This window comes from Actinoplanes sp. NPDC049598, assembly GCF_040675435.1.
Taxonomy (GTDB): Bacteria; Actinomycetota; Actinomycetes; order Mycobacteriales; family Micromonosporaceae; genus Actinoplanes.
The window spans coordinates 164321-186266 of record NZ_JBFAOX010000018.1; the positions used below are offsets into that span (position 1 = coordinate 164321).

Here is a 21946-nt window from a genome sequence, read left to right on the forward strand (position 1 = left end):
AAGCAGGAAACGCCGAGCCATGCCTTGCATAATACCGGTCGCCGTCTCGCGACGGCGACCGGTATTACTCATGCCTTAAGCAGCCGGTCCGTAGACCGCCAGCTCGGTGGAGTCCTGGAACACACAGCCGCTGTACGCCGGGGGCTGGCCGGCGGGGCAGAGCCCGGCGTCCTGGCCCTGCGTGGTCAGCATCGTGTACCGGACGAAGGAGATGCCCGTGCCGGTGCCCGCGGCCAGCGCGACCGTGGTGGGCGTGACGGTGCCGGCCGGGAAGGTGCCGCTCGCGGCGACCGCCCAGGTCGTGCCGTCCTTCGAGGTCTCGACGCGGTAGCCACCGGTCGAGGCCGTGACGTCGTCGCCACAGGTGGCCGACGGGTTGATGACCAGCTCGGAGACGTTCACGGCGCCGGAGAGGCGGATCACGGCGTTCTGGCCGCCGGCCGCGACGTCCGAGCCCCAGCCGGAGATCTGCGACTGGTCGATCAACTGCGCCGGGCCACAGCCGTACGGGGTGTAGTCCGGCCCGGTCGCGCTGACGATCGAGGCGCCGCCCGAGGAGGCCGCCCAGTCCTTGCGGACCGACCAGTTCTCGGTCTTGGTGCCCGAGTTGATCGACAGCGTCTTGACGACGATGTCGTAACCGGCGCCGCGCGCGTACACCTTGGCGTACGTGCCCGGGATGATGCCGGAGATCTTGTAGGTGCCGTCCGCGGCCGTGGTGGCCCGGTAGTCACCGGCGAAGCCGGAGGCGTGACCGCCGAAGGCGACGGTCAGTCCGCCGACCGCGGCCTTGGTGTCCGAGTCGGTCACCTTGCCGGTCAGCGTGCCCCGCGGGGTGCTGGCCGACGGCGGCGTCGAGAAGTCCTCGACCGGCTGCGCGTCGTCGCCGTCGACGGCGGCGGCGAAGTAGCCCATGCCCCGCTTGGCGAAGACCTTCCAGATCGTCTTGGCGTTCTTGCCCTTGTTGACGACCAGGTCGGCGGCGAGGATCGAGTTGCGCATGTCCAGGAAGGACGGGTTGGACGGGCTGAGCTCCATGGCCCGCGTCACGATCGACTGCGAGGCCTTGCTGCCGATCGCGGTGCGCAGGTCCCACAGGGTCTGCGCCCAGATCTCGCCGTCCGCGTGCACCTCGGGGCCACCGGCGTAGATCTTGCCGAAGTCGCCGTAGGTGTAGCCGCCGGGGCCGGCGCCGGGCGTGCCCGGGCAGACGGTGGCGGAGGCGCCGACGGTGCAGTCCAGCGCCTCGGTGCGGATGGTGCTGCCGGCCGTCCAGTACTTGCCGATCAGCACGTCGCCCGGCTTGTTGGGGACGTCCTTCTCGAGGCCCTTGCTGAAGATGTAGTCCGAGGCGTACCAGTCGCTCCAGGCCTCACCCATGGAGCCGCCCTGGACCTGGCTCAGCGTCGAGTTGCCGGCCGCATCGACCACGAGGCGGTTCGACAGGCCGTGGGTGTACTCGTGGAACACCACGTCGGCCTCGTCGCCGGTGTTGGCGGCGACCGATCCCGGGCCCGGGGTCAGCAGGTACATCTGCATGACCGGCGGGATGCCGTCGGGCGGGGTGTTCATGTTGGCGTTGTCGGTGTGCGCGCCGTCGGGCAGGCCGTCGGCGGTGTTCGCGCCGTCCATGGCCTGGCCCTGCACGGCGTCGCCGTCCTGGGCCTCGAAGTTGCCGGCCGCCCGGGTGAAGCCGATCGGCGACGACTTGAGGTGGTCGTGGAAGGTGCCGAGGAACGTGAACAGCTGCACCGCGTTCTGCTTGCGGTTGACCTGCCACGAGTTCGGCGTCTCGGGGTCCCAGGAGCAGGGGTACGCGTCGGAGCAGAGCCCGCCCACCTCGTCGTTGAAGTCGACGAACGGGTAGTTCCAGCTCCGGATGCCGGACGGGCCGACCTCCTCGCTGGCGTCGGGCAGGTCGTTGTCGTTGACGTCGCTGTAGACGTGGGCGACGTTGCCGGACAGCTGCCGCGCGTTGTTCGGCAGCCAGCCCTTGGCCGTCAGGTCGACCTTCTGCTGGGTGCCGCCCTTGGGCGCGCCCGGGTAGTTGGTCCACGCCGAGGCGGTGTCGTTGGCGATGGTGCTGTGGCGGTAGAGGACCTCGCCGCTGGCCGCGTCGACGACGTGCACGTAGCCCTCGTCGACGACGATCGTCTGCCACGCGAGGCGTACGCCGCTGGCGGTCTGGAACCAGACCAGCTTGGCGTTGCCGTTGTCGCTGAACGTGGTGACGCCGGAGGCGGTCTTGGTGGCCTTGGCGGTGGAGGTGCCGAAGACGTCCTTGACGGCCGCGGCGCGGGCGCCGGCCGCGGACAGCTTGGCGGCGCCGGCGGACGGCGGCAGCGCCTTGAGCGGCGAGCCGTCGACCTGCACGAGGCGGCCGTCCTTGGTCACGTGGGCCTTGAGGCCGTTGCCGAAGACCGGCACGCCGTCGGCCACCTGGACCCAGCTGAGGTGGTGGGTGCCCTCGACGTCGACGTAGTCCTGGCGCAACACGAGCGTGGCCAGGTCGGCCGCGGTGAGGCCGAAGACGTCGGGGTGGGCGGCGATGTAGTCGAAGGCGATCTTGGCCGGCTTCTTCTTGCTCGGGCCGGTCAGGAAGCCGTCGAGCTTGGCGACCCGGCGCGGGGTGCCGGTCGCGCGGTCGATGTCGACGATGCCCTGGACACCCAGGGAGTTGCGCAGGGTGTTCACCGCGGCAGCGGGCGGCGTCGCGACGAGCGCGCGGCTCAGCGCCGGGGTCTTGGCGGCCTCGGCCGCGGCGACCAGATTGTCGCGGCTGTCGTAATCGGCTCGCCGCTGCTGCTTGCTGTCGGTAGCCCCGGAGACGGCGCCGGGTAGCGGCGCTGCTTGTGCCTGTGCCGGCAGCAGTGCTGCCAGCAGGGCGACTCCGGCGGCGGCCGCTCCCACCCGCTTGGTTGCGGATGGCACGGATAACGCTCTCAATTCAGCCCCTCTCGACCGGGCCAGAGACTGGCCCATCGATGGCTGATGCTCTTGCCGATCGGCAAATATAACTAGAGCGATGTCTGATTCTTTACCTATCCGATATGCATGTCCGGTTGACGGTTGTCGAATTGATCAAGTGACCGTCCTCGGCGAGTTGCTGTGATCGGGCTAACCTGTGTGGGCGGGCTGCATCGCTTCAGCTTTCGCTGCACTTTCGCCCCGGCGACGAACGATGGGGCGCGCATATGACCATGGAGGAGGCCCGTGACAACCCCGACCTGGGACGAGCCCGGAGGACCGCTGTCCAGCGATGACTTCCGCGCCGCGACGACAGCCATCATGGCCAACATCGAGCAGGTCATCGAGGGCAAGAGCGCGACGGTGCGGCTGGCACTGGCGGTTCTGCTGGCCGAGGGCCACCTGTTGATCGAGGACGTGCCGGGGGTGGGCAAGACCAAGCTCGCCAAGGCCCTGGCCCGCTCCATCGACTGTTCGGTACGCCGCATCCAGTTCACCCCCGACCTGCTGCCCAGCGACGTGACCGGGGTCAGCGTCTACAACCAGGAGACGCGCGACTTCGAGTTCAAGCCGGGCGCCGTCTTCGCCAACCTGGTGGTCGGCGACGAGATCAACCGGGCGTCGCCCAAGACCCAGTCGGCCCTCCTCGAGTGCATGGAGGAGCGCCAGGTCACGGTCGACGGCACGACGTACGAGCTGCAGTCGCCGTTCATGGTGATCGCCACCCAGAACCCGATCGAGATGGAGGGCACCTACCCCCTCCCCGAGGCGCAGCGCGACCGGTTCACCGCCCGCATCGCGATGGGCTACCCCGACCCGCGGGCCGAGCTGGCCATGCTCGGCGGCCACGGCGCGCACGACCCGCTCAGCGACCTGCGCGCGGTGGCCGACGCCGCGCTGGTCCGCCGGCTGATCGCCACCGTGCGCGACGTGCACGCGGCCGACGCCGTCCAGCAGTACGCGATCGCCCTGGTCACCGCGACCCGGGAGGCCCCGGAGATCCGCCTCGGCGCCTCCCCCCGGTCGACGCTGCAGCTGCTGCGCACGGCCAAGGCGTTCGCCGCGCTCGAGGGCCGTGACTACGTGCTCCCCGACGACCTGCAGGCGCTGGCCGTGCCGGTCATCGCGCACCGGCTCATCCCGACCGCGGACGCGCAGCTCAACCGGCGCACCACCGACGCCATCGTGGCCGAGATCGTGCACCGGCTGCCGTTGCCGCACGACCGCAACCGCTCGCCGTACGACACCCGCAACACCGGCGGCACCGGCGCTCAGTACGAGCCGCGGGGGCGCTGATCATGCGGGAGGCCCTGCGCGGGCTCACCACCCGCGGACGCTCGTTCCTGGCGGCGGCCGCCGCGGCGGGCATCTCCGCGATCATCCTCGGCGAGCGTGACCTGCTGCGGGTGGCCGTGCTGCTCGCGGCGCTGCCGCTGCTCGCCGCCGCGTACGTGGGCCGCAGCCGCTACAAACTGGCCTGCACCCGGTCGCTGGACCCCGGCCGCACCCCGGTCGGCTCCAGCGCCCGGGTGATCCTGCGCCTGCAGAACATGTCCCGCCTGCCCACCGGCACCCTGCTGCTGGAGGACAGGCTGCCGTACGCGCTGGGCAGCCGGCCGCGGGTGGTGCTGGAACGCCTCGGCGCCCACCAGGCCAGCTCGGTGGCGTACACGGTCCGGGCCGACGTGCGCGGCCGATACCCCATCGGCCCGCTGGTCATCCGGCTCACCGACCCGTTCGGCCTGTGCGAGCTGACCCGCTCGTTCCCGAGCATCGACAAGCTCATCGTGATCCCCCAGGTGGTCACTCTTCCGACGGTCCGCCTGGCCGGGGAGTACGCGGGCACGGGTGACAGTCGCGCGCGGTCGGTGGCGGTGCACGGCGAGGACGACGCGGCCACCCGGGAGTACAGGCGCGGCGACGACCTGCGCCGGGTGCACTGGCGCTCCACGGCCCGCACGGGCGAGCTCATGGTGCGCCGCGAGGAGCAGCCCTGGGAGAGCCGGGCCACGGTCGTGCTCGACACCCGGGTCTTCGCCCACCGCGGCGAGGGCCCGACGGCGAGCTTCGAGTGGGCCGTCTCGGCCGCCGCCAGCATCTGCATGCACCTGCGCCAGGCCGGCTACAAGCTGCGGCTCGTGACCGGCTCCGGCATCGACATCGACGCGGCCGAGGTGGCCGGCGAGGGCGTGATCCTGGACACCCTGGCCGACGTCAAGACCGCGCAGAACGGCGACATCTCGATCCTGGTCGAGCAGGTCCGCCGCCGCTCCGACGGCGGGCTGGTGATCGGCATCTTCGGCTCGCTCACCGTGCCCGAGGCCGAATTGCTGGCCGGGCTGCGCGGCAACGGCGCCACCTGCATCGGCTTCGCCATCGACAGCTCGACCTGGGTCAACCTGAGCCCGGGCGAGCGCCAGGAGGCCGACAGCGAGCACGCCGCCGCGGCGCTGGCCCTCGTGCAGAGCGGCTGGCGCTCCGTGCCGGTCGTGCACGGCTCGACGCTGCCGCAGCTGTGGCCGGCCGCGGCCCGTGGGTCCAGCGGCTTCGCCTGGCGGGCCGCGATGGCCGAGACAGTAGGAGGAATCATCCGATGACCGGCCCCCGCCGACTGGGGCTCGTCGCGGCCGGGGCGACGCTGCTCGCCGCCGCGCCGATCTCGTCGATCTTCGACACGTGGAAATGGCTGATGATGTGCCTGCTCGTGGTGGGCTTCATCGCCGGCGCGGCGTTCGCCGCGCGGTCGCTGCGGTTCCCCACGTGGGCCCAGACGCTCAGCATGATCGTGGTGCTGCTGCTGATGCTCACCTGGATGTTCCCCAGCGGCCACGAGTTCCTGGTCCCCACGCCGTCCACCTTCGGCCACTTCGCCGACCTGTTCACCCAGGCCGGCCAGGACACCCGCTCGTACGCGGTGCCGGTGCCCGACCGCGACGGCCTGCTCTTCGTCACGGTGCTCGGCATCGGGTCGGTGGCGATCGCGGTCGACCTGCTGACCGTCGTGGTGCGCCGGCCGGCCCTGGCCGGCCTGCCGATGCTGGCCATCTACTCGGTGCCGGTCGCGGTCTACATCGACAGCGTGCCGGTGCTGCCGTTCATCATCGGCGCCATCGGCTTCCTGTGGCTGCTGGTCTCCGACAACATCGACCGGGTACGCCGGTTCGGCCGCCGCTTCACCGGTGACGGCCGCGACGTCGACGTGTGGGAGCCGTCCCCGCTCGCCGCCGCCGGGCGCCGCCTGGGCGCGGTCGGCGTGGCCGCCGCGGTGCTGCTGCCGCTGGTCGTCCCGACGATCACCGGCGGCCTGCTCTCCCAGCTCACCCAGAACGGCAGCGGGGCCGGCAACGGCACGGGCACCGGCGGCGGAGGCGGGCGGATCAACCTGTTCGCCTCGCTCAGCGGCAACCTGACCCAGAGCGAGACGGTCGACCTGGTCGAGCTCACGACCAACGAGACCACCCCGTTCTACCTGCGCTTCGGCGTGGCCGACCAGCTGACCAACCTGGGCTTCGGCAGCCGCTCGCCCAGCGGCTCGGCCGTGGCGGCCGGCCTGCCCGACCCCCGCACCGGCAACGCGGGCGGCAGCTACCAGCAGTTCACGGCCGACGTGAAGGTCAGCGACAAGCTCAACCAGGGCATGCTGCCGGTCTACCAGAACACGACCTCGGTCGACGGCCTCGAGCGCGGCTGGTTCTACGACAACAACCAGCAGGTCGTGTACTCCAACCGCAACTCCACCAAGAAGCTGGAGTACAAATTCAACTACGTGCGGGCCCGGTACACGCCGGCCGAGCTGCGCCAGGCCGAGCCGCTCGCCCCGGACGACCCGATCGTCCGGCTCAACACGGCCCACCCCGAGGACGCGACGGTGGCCGGGCTGGTCAACCGGCTCACCGCCGGCAAGACCACCGAGTACGACAAGATCCGCGCGCTGTACGACTACTTCTCGTCGAAGAACGGCTTCACCTACAGCCTGTCGACGCAGACGGCGAACAACAGCACGGAGATCGCGGCGTTCCTGCAGAACAAGGTCGGCTACTGCCAGCAGTACGCGGCCGCGCTGGCCTGGATGGCCCGCGAGGCCGGCATCCCGGCCCGGGTGGCGTTCGGGTTCACCCGCGGTGACAGCCGCGAGGGCAACACGTACGTCATCACGAACAAGAACGCGCACGCCTGGACCGAGGTCTACCTGCAGGGCTTCGGCTGGATCCCGTTCGACGCGACCCCGTCGGCCGGCGTCCGCGGCGCCGCCCGCTCCGACTGGGCCCCCGACACGGAGCTCCCGGCCCCGGCGGCGTCGTCCTCGGCGACCGCGGCGGCCCCGGGCGCCGAGGCGTCCGGCCCGGCCGGCGGCATCGACCGCCCCGACCGCCCCGACCTGAACGAGCCCGGCCTCAGCAGCTCAACCGACACCGGCGAGACCAGCAACCTGGGCCCGTCGCTGCTCATCGCCGGCCTGATCGCCCTGGTTCTGGCCCTGCTCCTGGTTCCCGCCCTGCGCCGGGTCCTGGTCCGCCGCCACCGCTACGCGGCGACCGTGCCCCGGGTGACAGCCCTGACGGAGGCCCAGGCGGGCCGCCCCGACGTGGTCGTCACGGCGGAAAACGCCAAGGCCAGAGAGGACGCCCACGCCGCGTGGGACGAACTGCTCGACACGATGGTCGACTACCGGGTGCCCTTGGACCCCACGGAGACCCCCCGCGTCACCGCCCAGCGCCTCATCAACGACGCCGTCCTCATCGACGAGTCGGCGTCCGGCGCCACCCTGCTGGGCACGGCCGAGGAGAAGGCCCGGTACGCCCGTAAGCCCATGCAGGGCGCCGAGCTGACCACGGCCCTGACCCAGGTCCGCAAGGGCCTGGCCCGCTCCGCCACACGCCGCACCCGCTTCACCGCGGCCGTCCTCCCCCCGTCGGTCCTGATGCGCTGGCGCCTCGGCCTCGCCGAGTCCTCAGCCAAACTGGTCGGCGCCGGCAGCCGCTCCCGCGACGTCCTGTCCCGCTTCAGCCCCCGCCGGCTCCTGAGCCACCGGAGCCGCTGACCTCAGGTCCACAAAAGAGAAGCCGCCGCCCCTCCCAGGACGGCGGCTTCTTTTTGTCCTTTGTGGCACCCCACCGCCACGCCAGATGCACCCACGCCCACCCCACCTCCCCCGGCCACCAAACGCCCGAGCCGTCATGACCCTCAAGCTCGTGACCCCTGAGCCCCTGAGCCCCTAAGCCCCGTGGCTGCTCAGCCCTCATGGCCGCTCAGCCATCACGACCTCCAAGCCCCCGCGGCCGCTAAGCCCTCGTAGCCGCTCAGCCGTCACGACCCTCTAAGCCCCTGCGGCCGCAAAGCCGCCCGTGGCCTCTGAGCCGAGTCTTGACCCCTGAACCGTGGTCCCTCAGCCCTCTGTGGTCCTCAGCCCCCGCGGTCCTCAGCCCCCGTGGCCGCTCTGCCCTCCGCAGCCGCCCAGCCCCCGCAGCCGCCCAGCCCCCGTGGCCGCCCAGCCCCCGTAGCCACCCAGCCACCATGGCCACCCAGCCCTCGCGGCCGCTCAGCCCCCGCGGTCCCTCAGTCCCCGTTGCCTTTAACCCCTTGTGGCCCCTAAGCCGTCATGGCCGCGCACCGGCCTCTCGCCTGCCCTCGCCGCCGCCACTTGCACGGCACGGTCCTTACGAACCGCCTCCACCCTGACGCCCGCGACCCGCGACCGCGACCTCCCGAGCCAACCCCCTTTGAGCCGGCCTGGGCATCGCCACCGGCACGGTCGGTCTCAGCTGGCGAAGGTCAGTTCGTGCAGCGAGCGGATCCGCGGCACCTCGATGCCGACATGGGCGTCCTCCCGGTCGAGCAGGATGGCCGGCAGACCGGCGGCCTGAGCACCGGCCACATCCTTCTCGAAAGAGTCACCGATCATCAGGGCGCGCCCGACGTCGACCTTGAGACGCTCGACGGTGTGCCGGAAGGCGCGCGGGTCGGGCTTGCCCGCCGGCAGCGTCGACGAGGCGACCAGCATGTCGATCTCCTCGGCCAGGCCGACCCGATCGACCTTGCGCACTTGCTGGCTCTCCTCACCGTTGGTCAGCACGGCGACCGTCAACCCCGCCGCCCTCGCCCGCCGCAGCGCGGGAACGGCATCGTCGAACACGACCCACCCGGCCTCGTACTGCTCCAGATAACCCGCGAAAAGATCGTCCGCCTCCCGCTCGCTCAGCGCACGGCCGAGGAACTCCCGCACCCGCTCCCGCCGCTGCTCGGCAAAGCTGATCTCCCGCCGCTGATACCGCGCGTAGTGCCGCTCCGACACCCGAGCCCACCGCTCGGCAATCTCCGCCGCGCCGCCACCCCGCCCCAGGACGACCGCCCCGTCCCGGCCCGGCTCGGCGTCCGCCGCACCGCCACCGTGCCCCAGGTTGACCGCCCCGTCCCGGCCTGGCTCGGCGTCCGTCTCAGCGACCTCCGCCCCACGCAGCGCTGGGAGCCGCACCTCGCGACCATCACCCAGCTCCGTGTCCGATCCGGGAACCTCCGCCCCACTCGCGCCCAGACCCTCGACCCGTACGGAAACTGCCGCCCCATCAGCACCTGGACCCGCGTCCCACCCGGAAATCGGCGCACCACCGGCGCCCGGACGCGCGGTCCGACCGGGAACCGCCGTCGCGCCGCCACGCGGCCCGGGAATCATCGCCTCGCCGAGACCGAGTTCGGCGGCCCAGCTGATCACCGCGGCCCGGGAGGCCGTCTCCTGGTCGACGAGCGTGTCGTCGAGATCGAAAATCACAGCCTCAAGCACACCGAATCTTCGCATGCCCGCGGGCGTACGCGGGAAACGGCAAATGGCGGCCTTAGGCCGCCATCTCGCGCCGGCCGGTGCTGCGGGCACCGGCTCGGAACCTCGCCGTCGCGCCAGGCGCGCGGCTTGGTCTGGATGCCGGCCGGCGGAGCCGGTCGGCACACTATGCGGTTGTGGTCGTCAGCGGTGGCCTTCGGGCCGCTGGCGCCAGCGGTCCTCCAGCCGGTCCAGGAAGCCCGACTTGCGGGTCTGCCGGGTACGGCGGGTGGCTGTGCCGCCCACGGCATGAAGGTCAGGGGCCGCGCCCTTGCGACGGGACTGCATCGCGAAGGCCGCCGAGCTGAGCATGACGACGAAGCCGGCCACGCCGAGCGGCGTGTTGCTGCTGACCGTCCCGTAGACGACCAGGGCAAGGCCCAGAATGATCACGAACGCGGCGATGAGCAGCCGGCGCCGTGCGTGGAAACGCGGGTCGCTGGCCCGCACAGCCGAGGCGAATTTGGGGTCCTCGGCAAGCGACCGCTCGATCTGATCGAACAGCCGCTGCTCGTGCTCCGAGAGCGGCACGGCATTCCTCCCCGGGCGCAGTGGTTTGAAGACTGCTCAGCCGACTTCTCGGGTGAAGTCGGATCACACAAAGGTAAGTGGCACGGGACAGCCGTCGGCTGCCTTACCTAGCGAGTCTACGAGGGGGTTGGCGGGTCGGAAAGCGGGACGACCGTCGAGTGCGGGTGATTTTCGGTTCGGCGAAGATCGCTTTGTCCCAAAAGACTGGCCGGACCGACGCTGGCCCGGCCGAACCGGGCGATCACCGCGTCGGTCGCGGCCTCCGCCTCGCGCCAGCCGCGCTCCGGTTCCCCCAGGCTGAGCTGCCGTGATGTGGTCGCGGCGGCGGTCAGCCCCTCGACCCTGACGCCGACCAGACGAATGTGGTCACGTGCACCGAGGGCCGTGAACAAATTCCAAACCGTCTCGAAAATCTCACGTGCCACATCGGTGCTCGTGTGCACCGTCCGAGATCGGTTGACCGTACGGAAGTCAGCCAGCCGCACCTTGATCGCGATCGTCCGGCCGACGTGGCCGCTCGCCCGCAGGCGGGCGCCGACCTTCTCGGAGAGGGCGAGCAGGCTGCTCCGGATCAGGAGCGGGTCGGCGATGTCGGTGTCGAACGTCATCTCGGCGCCGATCGACTTCTCCTCGCGCTCCGGGGTCACGCCGCGCGGGTCACGCCCCCAGGAGAGCTCGTGCAGGTGGGTGGCGGAGGCGTCGCCGAGCGCGCCGCGGAGCATGCCGATCGGCGCGTGGGCGATCTCGCCGACCGTGGAAAGTCCGAGCCGGCGCAGCGTCTCGGCCGCCCGCTCCCCCACGCCCCACAGGGCGTCGACCGGCAACGGGTGCAGGAAGTCGAGGACGAGATCACTCGGGACGACGAGCATGCCGTCGGGCTTGGCCCGGGTGGAGCCGAGCTTGGCCACGAATTTCGTCGAGGCCACCCCGACCGAGCAGGTGAGCTGCTGCTCCTCGAGCATCCGCCGGCGGATCAGCCGGGCGATCTCGGCCGGCCGGCCGAGCAGTCGCTGAGCTCCGGCCACGTCGAGGAAGGCCTCGTCGGACGAGAGCGGCTCGACCAGGGGCGTCACGTCCCGGAAGATCGCCATCACGGCGCGTGACGCCTCGGCGATCGCCGGGCCGTCGACCGGCAGGTAGATGGCGCGAGGGCAGAGCGCACGGGCCCGAGCGGTGGGCATGGCGCTGCGGACGCCGAACCGCCGCGCCTCATAGCTGGCCGAGCTCACGACGCCGCGCGGGCCGACGCCGCCGACGACCACCGGCTTGCCCCGCAAAGAGGGGTCGGCCCGCACGGCGACGGAGGCGAAGAAGGCGTCCATGTCGACGTGCAGAATCGTGCACCCCGCGTCGTCGGCGTCGGGCCCGAAGCGCGGGTCACGCCCCCTCGGCACCGCCTGGCTACGTCCCACGCCGCGAGGCTAGCCCCACCCCCTGACAAAAATCGGCGAGTGGATCACGCGGCCGAAAAGTGTCGGAGGGGCCGAGTAGAAGAGAGGCCACACCGAAAGCCGAGGGAAGGATCGATCGTGATCATGTTGGTACGCAGGGCGTGGCGCTGGCTCCGACAGGCGTGGAGCGACCGCCGCCCCCAGTCGTCAAGCGCCGGCGCGGGCGATCAGCAGCGGGACGGTCATCTCGGTGGCCGTGACCGACCCGTGGTAAGCGATCAGCCGCCCGACCGGCGGCGGCTCCCAGCCGCCGGCCAGCGCCACGACCCGGTCCAGGCAGACGACGACCACGTCCCCGATGCGGGAGCGGTGCCCGGCCGGCACGGGGCCGAACCACCCATCGTCGATGATCTCGTCACGGGTCATGACCCAGGCACTGTCGCCCATGACCGACTTCCAGGCGGCGATCACGTCGGAGACGGCGCCGGGGGCCGTGTGGAGGTACCGAACGCGCGGCTCACCCGCCACTGCCACCACTCCCTCGGCCAGTTCCGGCTGGTCCGCCATGTCGTGGCGAGCCACCGCCGGCACGTTCAGCTGACCGTGGTCGGCGATGACCAGCAGAGCGGACCGTGGCGGCAGGTCGTGGACCAGGCGATCAAGAAGGTCATCGACCCCGTGGGCGGCCAGTCGCCAGTAATGGGAGTCCACCCCGTAAAGATGGCCCGTTTTGTCGAGATCGGGGTGATACCCGTAGACCAGGGCCGGGCCGTCCCCCGCCGAAAGCGCCGCCAGCATCCCGGCAGCCAGCTCGGCGCCCGTCGAGGCGCTGCGGAAGGCCGCACCCCGGTAGGCCGCGACGGTCAGGCCGCTGCCCTCGAACTCGGGCCGGACGACCTGGGTGACCGCCACCCCGGCCGCGGCCGCCGTCTCGAAGCCGGTCGGCACCGGCTGCCAGCTCCCGGGGTCCGGGTCATCGGTCCAGTGGACATGGTTGAGCACCCGCCCGTCGGGCTGCCGGGTGGTGAAGCCGAGCACCCCGTGCGCCCCCGGCGGCACCCCCGTGCCCACGGTGACCAGGCTGACCGGTGTCGTGGAGGGGAAGCCGGTGATCAAGGTCCCCGCATGACCGCCGGCCCCGGCGGCCAGATCAGTCAACACCGGGGCGTACGCGGCCGCGGTCGGCAGCTGGTACGCCCCGAGACCGTCGACGAGCAGCACGGCGATCCGCTCGACGCCGTCCAGGTGCCGGCGCAGCCCAAGCGAGTCCGACGCGCCCGGCACCCCGAGAACCGCGCAGGCGCTGGGCAGCACGTCGGCCAGGCTCCCGCTCCCGTACGCCGGCCGAACCGCCGCGAACGCCGGCGCCAGGAGGCCGTCGTCGGGCACGACGAGCGGCCCGGTCATGGCGGGCTGAGTGTCCGGCGGGATCTGCCCGGTGAGCACCTGACGCGAAGGCAGCGAATCTGACGACGGCGAGGCCACAGACGACTCCCGAAGAGTTGAGCGCCACGAGCGGCGGATCAAGGGTTCGAGCTACACGCGGCGGATGAGTGGTCGAAGCTCCGGGCGGCGGATGAAGGGGCCGGAACTTCAGACGGCAAATGAAGGGTTTCCCAGCTACGGGCGGCGGATGGGGAGTTACAGCTACGAAGGCGGAGGGGTTTACGGCTGCGGGCGACGGATGAAGAGGCTGGCTGCCGGCGGCGGATGGAAATCCGCTACGGGCGACGGGTGACTGGCTTCGAGTTACCGGTGATGCGCAGCGACGGGCGACGGTTCCAAGCTATGGGCGATGCGCGGTGGGTGCGCTACGGGCGGCGGGCGAAGACGTGCAGTTGGGAGGCGATGTCGCGGAACGGCGGCTGGGCGGAGAGCTCCAGCTCGAGCGCGAGCAGGCCCTGCGGGTCCTCCTCGACGACGGCGGCCGGCAGCAGGTCGGCCAGGACCCGGACGCCATGGGTGAGCTCCGGCTCGAGGCCCGCCGAGCGCAGCAGGGACTCGGCGCCCTCGGCGTCGAAGCGGCGGCGCAGAGTATCGCGGGTGCCGGCCCGGCCGTCGGGGTCGGCCGCGACCGCCGCGGCCGAGCTCAGGTGGCCGTTGATCGCCCGGCCCAGGATGGCCGCGGCCTTGCTCGCGACCAGCAGGCTCACCGCTCCGCCCGGGCGCAGCGCGGCGGCGATGGCGCTGACCACGGTGGCCGGGTCGTCCACGACCTCGAGGACGGCGTGGCAGAGGATGAGGTCGGCGCTGCCCGCCTCGACCAGGCCGGCCAGCGCGTCGCCGTCACCCTGGACGGCCCGCACCCGCCCGGCCACACCGGCGTCGGCCGCGCGGCGGGTCAGCGCGGCCAGCGCGTCCGGGCTGGCGTCGACCACGGTCACGGTGTGGCCCGCCTCGGCCAGCGGCACGGCGAACCCACCAGTCCCGCCGCCGACGTCGATCACGGTCAGCTCGCGGCCGGCGTTCCGCTCCAACTCCCGTCGCAGCACCGCCCAGACAGCGGCAGTCCGGGCAGTCACAAGCGGTCGGGCGGTACGCGTCGATGCGATTTCCACACGCGCAGCGTAACGGCCCACCCAGCCCCCAGCAGCTCACGGGGCAACGCGCGCGGCGCCACCCCCGCCGACAACCCCACCTCGGCCACCCACCGCAGACCCACCGGCGCAGCCCACCCCAGCCGACCACCTGGAGCCGGGCCACCGCGCAGGGCTAGCAGCGCGACCCCGTCTCAGCCACCTGGCCGGGTCACCCACCTCCGGGAGGCCGACCAGCCCCGACCCCGCCAACTGGCCGGCCCGCGTCGGACGTCGCAGGGCGGCTGGCAAGCCTCAGCCGACGACCAAGCCCAGGACCCCGATCGGCCACCTCCTCGCTGCCGCCGTCGCACTCGGACAGCGCGCGGGTGGCGCGGCGAAGGCGGGACACCGCAGGAGGGCTGGCTCAGCCCACCGAGCCCGGCCAGACGTCACAACGGGGTGGGCGTAGCCCCGCCCCGAGTAGCGCGCTGGCCAGCCGTCGTAACGGGCAGGCGCAGACCAGCCGTCGCAGACCAGCCGTCGCAACGAGCCGACGCAGACCAGCCGTCGCAACGGGTCGGCGCAGACCGGCGCTCGGGTGGACGGCTAAGCCCGGCCCACGCGTCGCAAGACGCAGATGTGCGATCCCATCCAGCCAACCGTCCCCGACCGTGCCAACAACGAAAGCGGTCGGCGCGGCCCAGCCTCGATTGAAGAGCTGAGTGTGGCCAGACGGCGCGGGGTGACCCGCGGGCCGTCAGAACTCGAATAGGACTCCGGTGGCACGGCGCAGCTCGCACATGTTGCCGAACTTGTGGGTCCACTTCACCGGCATGCGCCGCCAGACGCCGCTGACCTCGGCCGTGACCGGGGCGTAGATCATCACGCAGGCGGTCGGCTTGGGTTCGATCTTGCTGGGGTCGGCGCCGACCGCGCTGAGGGTCTCGCACGCCGCCTCGGGCTTAGGGTGGCCGCCGCCGGAGGGCTCGCAGGCCAGAGTGACGGCCATGGCGGCGCCGGACTCCGCCGTGTACTGCAGCTTGAGCGCCACCTTGGGCTCCCCTGGCCGCGGCGCCGACCCGTAGGGCGGCCGATCGGTCACCGGCCCCGGCAGTACCGCGGGCCCGGGAAGACGCGCAGGCCCGGGAAGACGCGCAGGCCCGGGCAGAACGGCCGCCGCCGGCCCAGCGGTGACAGCAAGCGCTGTCAGAGCAATTACAGAAGTAAGCAGAGTCTTAACCACAGAAGCCCCCCAAACGGACAAATACGGAGATTACCCTCTCATGCCCTTGGACCAACGACCACGCGGCCCAGGAGACGCACCCACCAACCCCCAGACGAACAGCGACGCACGGGCCGACGCGATGTCGGACGAGGCCGGTCGGCCGCGGCAGGGCGGGCAGGGCCGGGCGAGGCGGGCCGAGACGCCCTGGGAGCGGCGTCGGGCGAAGCGAGCCGCACCGGGGCGAACTGGAGGACCGCGGCAGGGCGAAGACGGCCGGGGGCAGGGCGAAGAGGGCCGGGGGCAGGGCGAAGAGGGCCGGGGGCAGGGCGAAGAGGGCCGCGGCAGGGCGAAGGGGGCGGGGCAGGGCGAAGGGGCGGGCAAGGCGAAGAGGGCCGGGGGCGAGCTGGGGCGGACCGGTGCCGAGAGCCGCGGGGCGGGCCATCCCCGAGCGCGATGCGGGGCGGGGCTGCCGACTAGGACAGGACCAACTCGGGTGAGAAGGCCGGGGTGGGGCGTGGCGGGACCGATGTAGGTCGGACGGGCCGCGATGTCGAGTCAGCGGATCAAATCCGGCACGAGCCAGCGGGGCAGGTGGGGACGGGCCGACAGGCCGGGGATGGGCGGGGCGGGCTGATCTTGGGGGTGGGGCGACCGCTGGGCTATCTGAAGTCGCGGGAGGCGGGGGTTACCGGTGGGGTTATGGACTCCAGGCGGTCGGCGACCAGGTTGAGGACGCCTTCGGATTTTTCCAGGCGGCCTCGGACGATCAGGGCTGAGCTGGTGCGGGCGACGCGGCGGTAGCGCTGCCACAGGCCTGGGGAGCAGGTGACGTTGAGCATGCCGGTCTCGTCTTCGAGGTTGATGAAGGTGACGCCGCCGGCGGTGGCGGGGCGCTGGCGGTGGGTGACGATGCCGCCGACGCGGATTCGGGTGCCGGCTTCGACGCTGGTCAGGCGGGCGATGGCCAGCGCGCCGGCCCGGTCCAGGTCGGCGCGGATGAACTGGGCCGGGTGCGAGTCGGGGGACAGGCCGGTGGCCCAGACGTCCGCGACCAGCTGGTCGACCTCGCTCATGCCGGGCAGCATCGGGGCGTCGGTGCCGGTCACCGTGCCGGGCAGGCGGTCGGGGCGGTCCTGGGCGGCGGCGCCGGCCGCCCACAGGGCCTCGCGGCGGGTCAGGCCGAAACCGGCGAACGCGTCCGCCGTGGCCAGGGCCTCCAGGTGGGCGGTGGTGCAGCCGGTCCGGCGGGACAGATCCGTCATGCTCGCGAAAGGACCGTGTTCACGGCGCTCCGCCTCGATACGTTCGGCCAGCTCCTCGCCGAGCGTACGGACGGAGGAAAGACCCTGACGCACAGCCGGACCACCCAGCCCCCAAGCGTGCGGCGGCTCGCCGGGCAGCGACCCCCACCGGGTCTGCGAGGTCGACTCGAGCGTGGCGGCGGCGTCGCTGAGGTTGATGTCGGGGCGGCGGACCTCGACCCCGTGCCGGCGGGCGTCGTCGACCAGCGACTGCGGCGAGTAGAAGCCCATCGGCTGCGCGTTGAGCAGCGCCGCGCAGAAGGCCGCCGGGTGGTAGCGCTTGAGCCAGGCGCTCGCGTACACGAGATAGGCGAAGCTCATCGCGTGGCTCTCCGGGAAGCCGTAGCTGGCGAACGCGGACAGCTTCACGAACAGGTCGTCGGCGAGCTCACCGGTGATGCCCCGCTCGGCCATGCCCTGATAGAGGCGATCCTTGATCCGCTCCATCTTCTCCACCGAGCGCTTCGAGCCCATCGCCCGGCGCAACTGATCGGCCTCGGCCGGGTCGAAGCCGGCCACGTCGATCGCCAGCTGCATGAGCTGCTCCTGGAAGAGCGGCACGCCCAGCGTTTTCTCCAGCGCGTTGCGCATCAGCGGGTGCGGGTAGGTGATCTCCTCCAGGCCGTTCTTCCGGCGGATGTACGGATGCACGGAGCCACCCTGGATGGGGCCCGGCCGGATCAGCGCGACCTCCACCACCAGGTCGTAGAACTCGCGCGGCTTGAGCCGGGGCAGCGTCGCCATCTGGGCCCGGCTCTCCACCTGGAAGACACCGACCGAATCGGCCCGGCACAACATCTCGTACACCTCGGGGTCGGTCAGGCCCATCGAGCCGATGTCCAACTCGGACTCGATCATCTCGTGGGCGTAGCGCAGGGCCGACAGCATGCCCAGGCCGAGCAGGTCGAACTTGACCAGCTCGATCGCCGCGCAGTCGTCCTTGTCCCACTGCAGCACCGTGCGGCCCGCCATCCGGCCCCACTCCACCGGGCACACCTCGATGATCGGCCGGTCGCAGATCACCATGCCGCCCGAGTGGATGCCCAGGTGCCGGGGGAAGTTCTGCACCTGGTTGGCGTACGCGACCACCTGCTCGGGAATGTCCTCCACGTCGACCGTGGCCACGCTGCCCCAGCGGTCGATCTGCTTGCTCCACGCGTCCTGCTGCCCGGGTGAGAAGCCGAACGCCTTGGCCATGTCGCGCACCGCCGAACGCGGCCGGTACGAGATGACGTTGGCGACCTGGGCGGTGTGCTCACGGCCGTGCTTGGCGTACACGTGCTGAATGACCTCCTCGCGCCGGTCCGACTCGATGTCCACGTCGATGTCGGGCGGCCCGTCCCGCTCCGGGGCGAGGAAACGCTCGAAGAGCAGGTTGTGCGCTACCGCGTCCACATTGGTGATGCGCAGCGCGTAACAGACGGCGGAGTTGGCGGCCGAGCCGCGACCCTGCGCGTAGATGCGATTGTTCCGGCAGAACTCGACGATGTCGTAGACGACCAGGAAGTACCCGGGGAAGCCGAGCTCCTCGATCATGCGGAGCTCGTACTCGATCTGCTCGTACGCCCGGGGGTGGGCCTCCGGCGGCCCGTAACGGTCCCGGGCGCCCCGCATGGTCAGCTCACGCAGCCAACTCATCTCCGTGTGCCCCGGCTCGGGGATCGGGAAGTCGGGCAGCTTCGGCGCGACCAGGTTGAGATCGAAGGCGAGATCCTCACCGAACATGGCCGCGTTCGCCACCGCGCCCGGATAGGCCGCGAACCGCCGCGCCATCTCGTCCCCACTGCGCAGATGCGCGGTGCCGGCCGCCGGCAGCCAGCCGTCCATCTCGTCCAGGCTGCGCCGCGCCCGCACCGCCGCCAGCGCGGTGGCGAGCCGCCGCCGGGCCGGGATCGCGTAGTGGACGTTGTTGGTCGCGACGACCTCCAGGCGGCGGCTCTCGGCCAGCGCGAACAGGATGTCGTTGCGGTCGTCGTCGTAGGGGTCGCCGTGCGCGGTCAGCTCCACCGCGACATTCGGCGCGCCGAAGAGCGCGACGAGCCGGTCCAGCTCGTACGCGGCGGCCTCCACCCCCTCGGTGGCCAGGGCCAGGGGCACGCTCCCCTTGCGGCACCCCGTCAGGACCAGTACGTGGTCACGCAGCTCGGCCGCCACGTCCTCGAGCTCCCCGTACGCCGGTTTGCCCTTTTCACCGCCCGCCAGCTGCCCGCGCGAGATCACCCGGGCCAGCCGGGCGTACCCCTCATGGCCGTGCGCGAGCGCCAGCAGGTGACGGCCCTCCGGATCGGGCTCGCCGTTCTGCGGCTGCGACAGATCGAGCGACAGCTCCGCACCGAAAATCGTGGGCAGGCCCAGCTCCCGCGCGGCCTGCGAGAAGCGGACCACACCGTAGAAACCGTCGTGGTCGGTGACGGCCAGCCCCTGCAACCCGAGCCGCGCCGCCTCCTCGGCCAGCTCCTCCGGGTGGCTGGCCCCGTCGAGAAAACTGAAGTTGGTGTGGCAGTGAAGCTCCGCATACGGGGTGCGGCTCTCCGACTTGATGAACGCGGGCGCTTCGTACGGCTGCCGCTTGCGCGACCAAGCCGGCGAATCCCCACCGTCCGCATCCACAGCGAGCGGGTCGACGACGTGGTCGCTGCTTTTCTTGCCGGAGAGCGTTCCCTCCAGCTCTGACCACGAGATGCGCGGGTTATTGAAGCCCATCGGGGCCTCCGCCCGCGCCAGCTTCGCGCGCCCCCGCCCCGCCGATCGCGGCCACCCGCGGTCCCGCCCCGCCGATCGCGGTCGCGCGGGTCCCCGCTTCGCCGATCGCGGCCGCGCGCCAACCCGCGGAGCCCGCCCTCCCTAGGGGGCCCCCGCCAGCACCAGTCTGCCGCAGAATCGCAAGATCACGTCGGTCGCCTGTGGACAACGGGCGGCCTGTGGAAAAGCTCCGCCGGACGGCGAAATGTGCTTCAGTCATAGATCGCCTCCACGGCCCAGTGCCCGGTGGCGAGGATCAGCAGGAACGCCCGTTCGTCGGCGAGAACGACCTGGAAGCGGGCCCGCCGCCGGCCCTCCCCGGCCGCCCACCACCGTTCGTCGATCGGCCACGGCCCGGCCCATCCGGTGATCCCCACGGGGCGGCCCCGCTCGATCACGAGGGCGGCCGGCTCCCCGGTGAGCTCGAGCCGGGCGCTCACCCCGACCGGCGTCCCGGCGGCGTCGAGCACCACGGCCCCCACCGGCTGCGGCAGCACCATGGCCGGCGCCGGCTTGGGCAGGCGGCCCGGCCAGGGCGGCAGCGCGGGTGGTTTGGGAGGTTTGCGCCCTACGCGCTTCGCCCAGGGCCGCAATCCGAGCACGGTGATCTCATCGGACGGCTCCGAGCCGCCTGCGGACTTGGGGCCGAGTGCAAGCTCCGGGCCAGCCACAGGCTCCAGACCGGGCACGGACTTCAGGCCGCCCATGGACTCCGGGCCGCTCGCGGGCTCCCGGTCGAGCACGGCCTCCCGGCCGCTCGCGGTCTCCGGGTTACTCGCAGACTCCCCGCCAAGCGCAGACCCCCAGCCAAGAGCAGACTCCCAGCCAAGCGCAGACCCCCAGCCAAGCGCAGACTCCCCGCCAAGCGCAGGCTCGCGGCCGGACGTGGGCCGGTGGTCGGAGAGCCTCGACACCGACGCCAGCGCCTGGCCCATCCCCTGCAGGTCCTCCCACGACGGGATGGGTTCGGTGTTTTTGGGGCGGCGCGACGACATCGGGATCACCGCGCCGTCCGGGTGCTGCTCCGGGCGTACCGCCGGGGTTGGAGGGTGATAATCAGGCAGGTCGGGGGTCAGGGACGGGGTGTCGGAAAGCGGGCGGAGCGGGGCCGTGGTCACGCCGGGAACCGGGTCGCTGTGCGGCGCGGAAGGGCGGGCCGGGTCGCGTTCGTCGCCCCACGGGACCAGGCGGATCTGGTCGTCGGTGGAGCGGCCGCCGCCCAGGACGGGCGTGACCACGGCGTGCGGGCCCAGCAGGCCCTGGACCCGGCTGAAGGCGCGGTGGGCGCGTTCCCGCTCGGCGCCGGCGTCGCCCCACAGGCCGGGCTGCAGTCCCAAGTGGACGAGGACGCCGTCGGGGATCAACCGCAGGCGTACGAGACCCGCGGTGGGGCGGGCCGGTGCGCCGCGGCGGGCGCCGGTCAGCCAGCCGTCGAGCTGCCAGCGGACCCGTTCGGCGATGGCGGCCGCGGTCAGGGTGCCGTCGTGCCGCCAGACGCGGTGCAGCTCCTGGCCGTTCGCGGTGACCGCCTCGATGCCGAGGCGGGTGCAGGCCAGGCCGTACGCGGCGAGGTTGTCGTGCAACCGCTCGGCCAGCGCCCGCCCCGCGAAGGCCGCCACGTCGACCCGTTCGAGCGGCTCGTCGTACGTCTCCTCGACCTCCAGGTCCGGCGGCGGTTTACGCACCGCGAGCGGCCGATGGTCGAACCCGCCGGCCAGCCGGTGCGCCAGCGCCCCGTCGAACCCGAACCGGCTCAGCACGTCCCCAGCCGGCAGCCTGGCGAAGTCACCCAGCGTCTTGATCCCGAGCCGCTTCAGCAGGTCGACCAGCTCGGGCCGTTCCAGCGCCTCCACCGGCTCCCCGGCCAGGAACGCCGCCGTCCGCCCGGCCGGGATCAGCAGCCCCCGCCGCGCCGCCAGCCCCGCCGCGAAGACCCCTTCGGCCACCCCGATCTGGCTCTCCACCTCACACTGCTGCGCGACCTGCTCGACGATCCGCTCGGCCGCCGCCTCCTCCCCGCCGAAGTACCGCGACGGGCCCCGCGCCGCGAACGCCAGCGCCCCGGGCCGGATCACCTCCACCCCGACCGCGGCTTCCTCGACCGCCGCCACCACGGGCTCGAAAGCCCGGGCGTCCCGCCCAGGATCGTCTTCGACGACAACCAGCTGCGGGCATCGGCTCTGCGCCTCCCTCCGGCGCAGACCTTTCCGTACGCCTTCCCGCCGTGCCCCTTCGGAACAGGCGATCACCCTGTTCCCCCGCAGCACCACCACCGCCTCCGAGGCCGGAACCCCCTCCACGATCTCGGCCGCGACCACCGCCCAATCCGGACACCAGAGCAGCATCGTCCGGGCCCCCGCCGCCCCGGTAACTCCCGCCACCGCCACGTCAGACCACCGCCGCCCGAAGCCGCGCCCCTCGCGCCCCGGCCTCGTCCCCCACCGAACGCTTCCTGT

At 72.1% G+C, this 21946-nt stretch carries 12 protein-coding genes; 3 read left to right on the forward strand and 9 right to left on the reverse strand.

Annotation, left to right across the window (positions count from 1 at the left end; translation table 11 throughout):
* Positions 1-75: 75 nt before the first annotated feature.
* Positions 76-2931: a M36 family metallopeptidase gene (locus AB0J66_RS34145; RefSeq protein WP_364669629.1), complete on the reverse strand. Its 2856-nt coding sequence runs from the start codon at positions 2929-2931 to the stop codon at positions 76-78.
* 282 nt (positions 2932-3213) lie between these two features.
* Here AB0J66_RS34145 and AB0J66_RS34150 point away from each other — a divergent pair, with 282 nt between their 5' ends.
* The 3 genes from AB0J66_RS34150 to AB0J66_RS34160 are packed head-to-tail and all read left to right on the forward strand — an operon-like array spanning position 3214 to position 8008.
* Entirely contained in the window at positions 3214-4263 is a 1050-nt protein-coding gene (locus AB0J66_RS34150; RefSeq protein WP_364669632.1) for a MoxR family ATPase, read from the forward strand.
* A gap of 2 nt (positions 4264-4265) precedes the next feature.
* Positions 4266-5564, forward strand: coding sequence for a DUF58 domain-containing protein (locus tag AB0J66_RS34155; RefSeq protein ID WP_364669634.1), 1299 nt, complete (start codon positions 4266-4268; stop codon positions 5562-5564).
* Positions 5561-8008, forward strand: coding sequence for a DUF3488 and transglutaminase-like domain-containing protein (locus AB0J66_RS34160; RefSeq protein ID WP_364669637.1), 2448 nt, complete (start codon positions 5561-5563; stop codon positions 8006-8008). Before AB0J66_RS34155 ends, AB0J66_RS34160 begins: the two co-directional genes overlap by 4 nt.
* Positions 8009-8725: 717 nt before the next feature.
* Here the strand turns inward: AB0J66_RS34160 and AB0J66_RS34165 are convergent.
* From AB0J66_RS34165 to AB0J66_RS34200, 8 genes are all read right to left on the reverse strand, one after another.
* On the reverse strand, positions 8726-9733 hold the full coding sequence (locus tag AB0J66_RS34165; protein ID WP_364669640.1) for an HAD family hydrolase: 1008 nt from the start codon (positions 9731-9733) through the stop codon (positions 8726-8728).
* Between the two features lie 192 nt (positions 9734-9925).
* Positions 9926-10312 (reverse strand): DUF3040 domain-containing protein, encoded by a 387-nt coding sequence (locus tag AB0J66_RS34170; protein ID WP_364669642.1) that lies wholly within the window; start codon positions 10310-10312, stop codon positions 9926-9928.
* A gap of 116 nt (positions 10313-10428) precedes the next feature.
* Positions 10429-11724, reverse strand: a complete 1296-nt coding sequence (dinB, locus tag AB0J66_RS34175) for a DNA polymerase IV (RefSeq protein ID WP_364669645.1) — start codon at positions 11722-11724, stop codon at positions 10429-10431.
* 186 nt (positions 11725-11910) lie between these two features.
* Positions 11911-13110 (reverse strand): alkaline phosphatase family protein, encoded by a 1200-nt coding sequence (locus tag AB0J66_RS34180; RefSeq protein WP_364669648.1) that lies wholly within the window; start codon positions 13108-13110, stop codon positions 11911-11913.
* Between the two features lie 404 nt (positions 13111-13514).
* Positions 13515-14261 carry a methyltransferase domain-containing protein gene (locus tag AB0J66_RS34185; protein ID WP_364669650.1) on the reverse strand — a complete coding sequence of 249 codons (747 nt, stop codon included), beginning with the start codon at positions 14259-14261 and terminating at the stop codon, positions 13515-13517.
* A 718-nt stretch (positions 14262-14979) separates the two neighbouring features.
* The gene (locus AB0J66_RS34190; protein WP_364669653.1) at positions 14980-15273 is read right to left on the reverse strand and encodes an SSI family serine proteinase inhibitor; all 294 of its coding nucleotides are present in this window, start codon (positions 15271-15273) and stop codon (positions 14980-14982) included.
* An 833-nt stretch (positions 15274-16106) separates the two neighbouring features.
* On the reverse strand, positions 16107-19451 hold the full coding sequence (locus AB0J66_RS34195) for an error-prone DNA polymerase (RefSeq protein ID WP_364669656.1): 3345 nt from the start codon (positions 19449-19451) through the stop codon (positions 16107-16109).
* A 251-nt stretch (positions 19452-19702) separates the two neighbouring features.
* On the reverse strand, positions 19703-21877 hold the full coding sequence (locus AB0J66_RS34200) for a DNA polymerase Y family protein (RefSeq protein WP_364669658.1): 2175 nt from the start codon (positions 21875-21877) through the stop codon (positions 19703-19705).
* Positions 21878-21946: the final 69 nt, after the last annotated feature.

What these genes read in the sequence shown, in the direction of transcription:
- AB0J66_RS34180 (WP_364669648.1), bottom strand. Translation starts at nt 13,110, where the DNA reads ATGACCGGGCCGCTCGTCGTGCCCGACGACGGCCTCCTGGCGCCGGCG.
- AB0J66_RS34155 (WP_364669634.1), top strand. Translation starts at nt 4,266, where the DNA reads ATGCGGGAGGCCCTGCGCGGGCTCACCACCCGCGGACGCTCGTTCCTG.
- AB0J66_RS34195 (WP_364669656.1), bottom strand. Translation starts at nt 19,451, where the DNA reads ATGGGCTTCAATAACCCGCGCATCTCGTGGTCAGAGCTGGAGGGAACG.
- AB0J66_RS34160 (WP_364669637.1), top strand. Translation starts at nt 5,561, where the DNA reads ATGACCGGCCCCCGCCGACTGGGGCTCGTCGCGGCCGGGGCGACGCTG.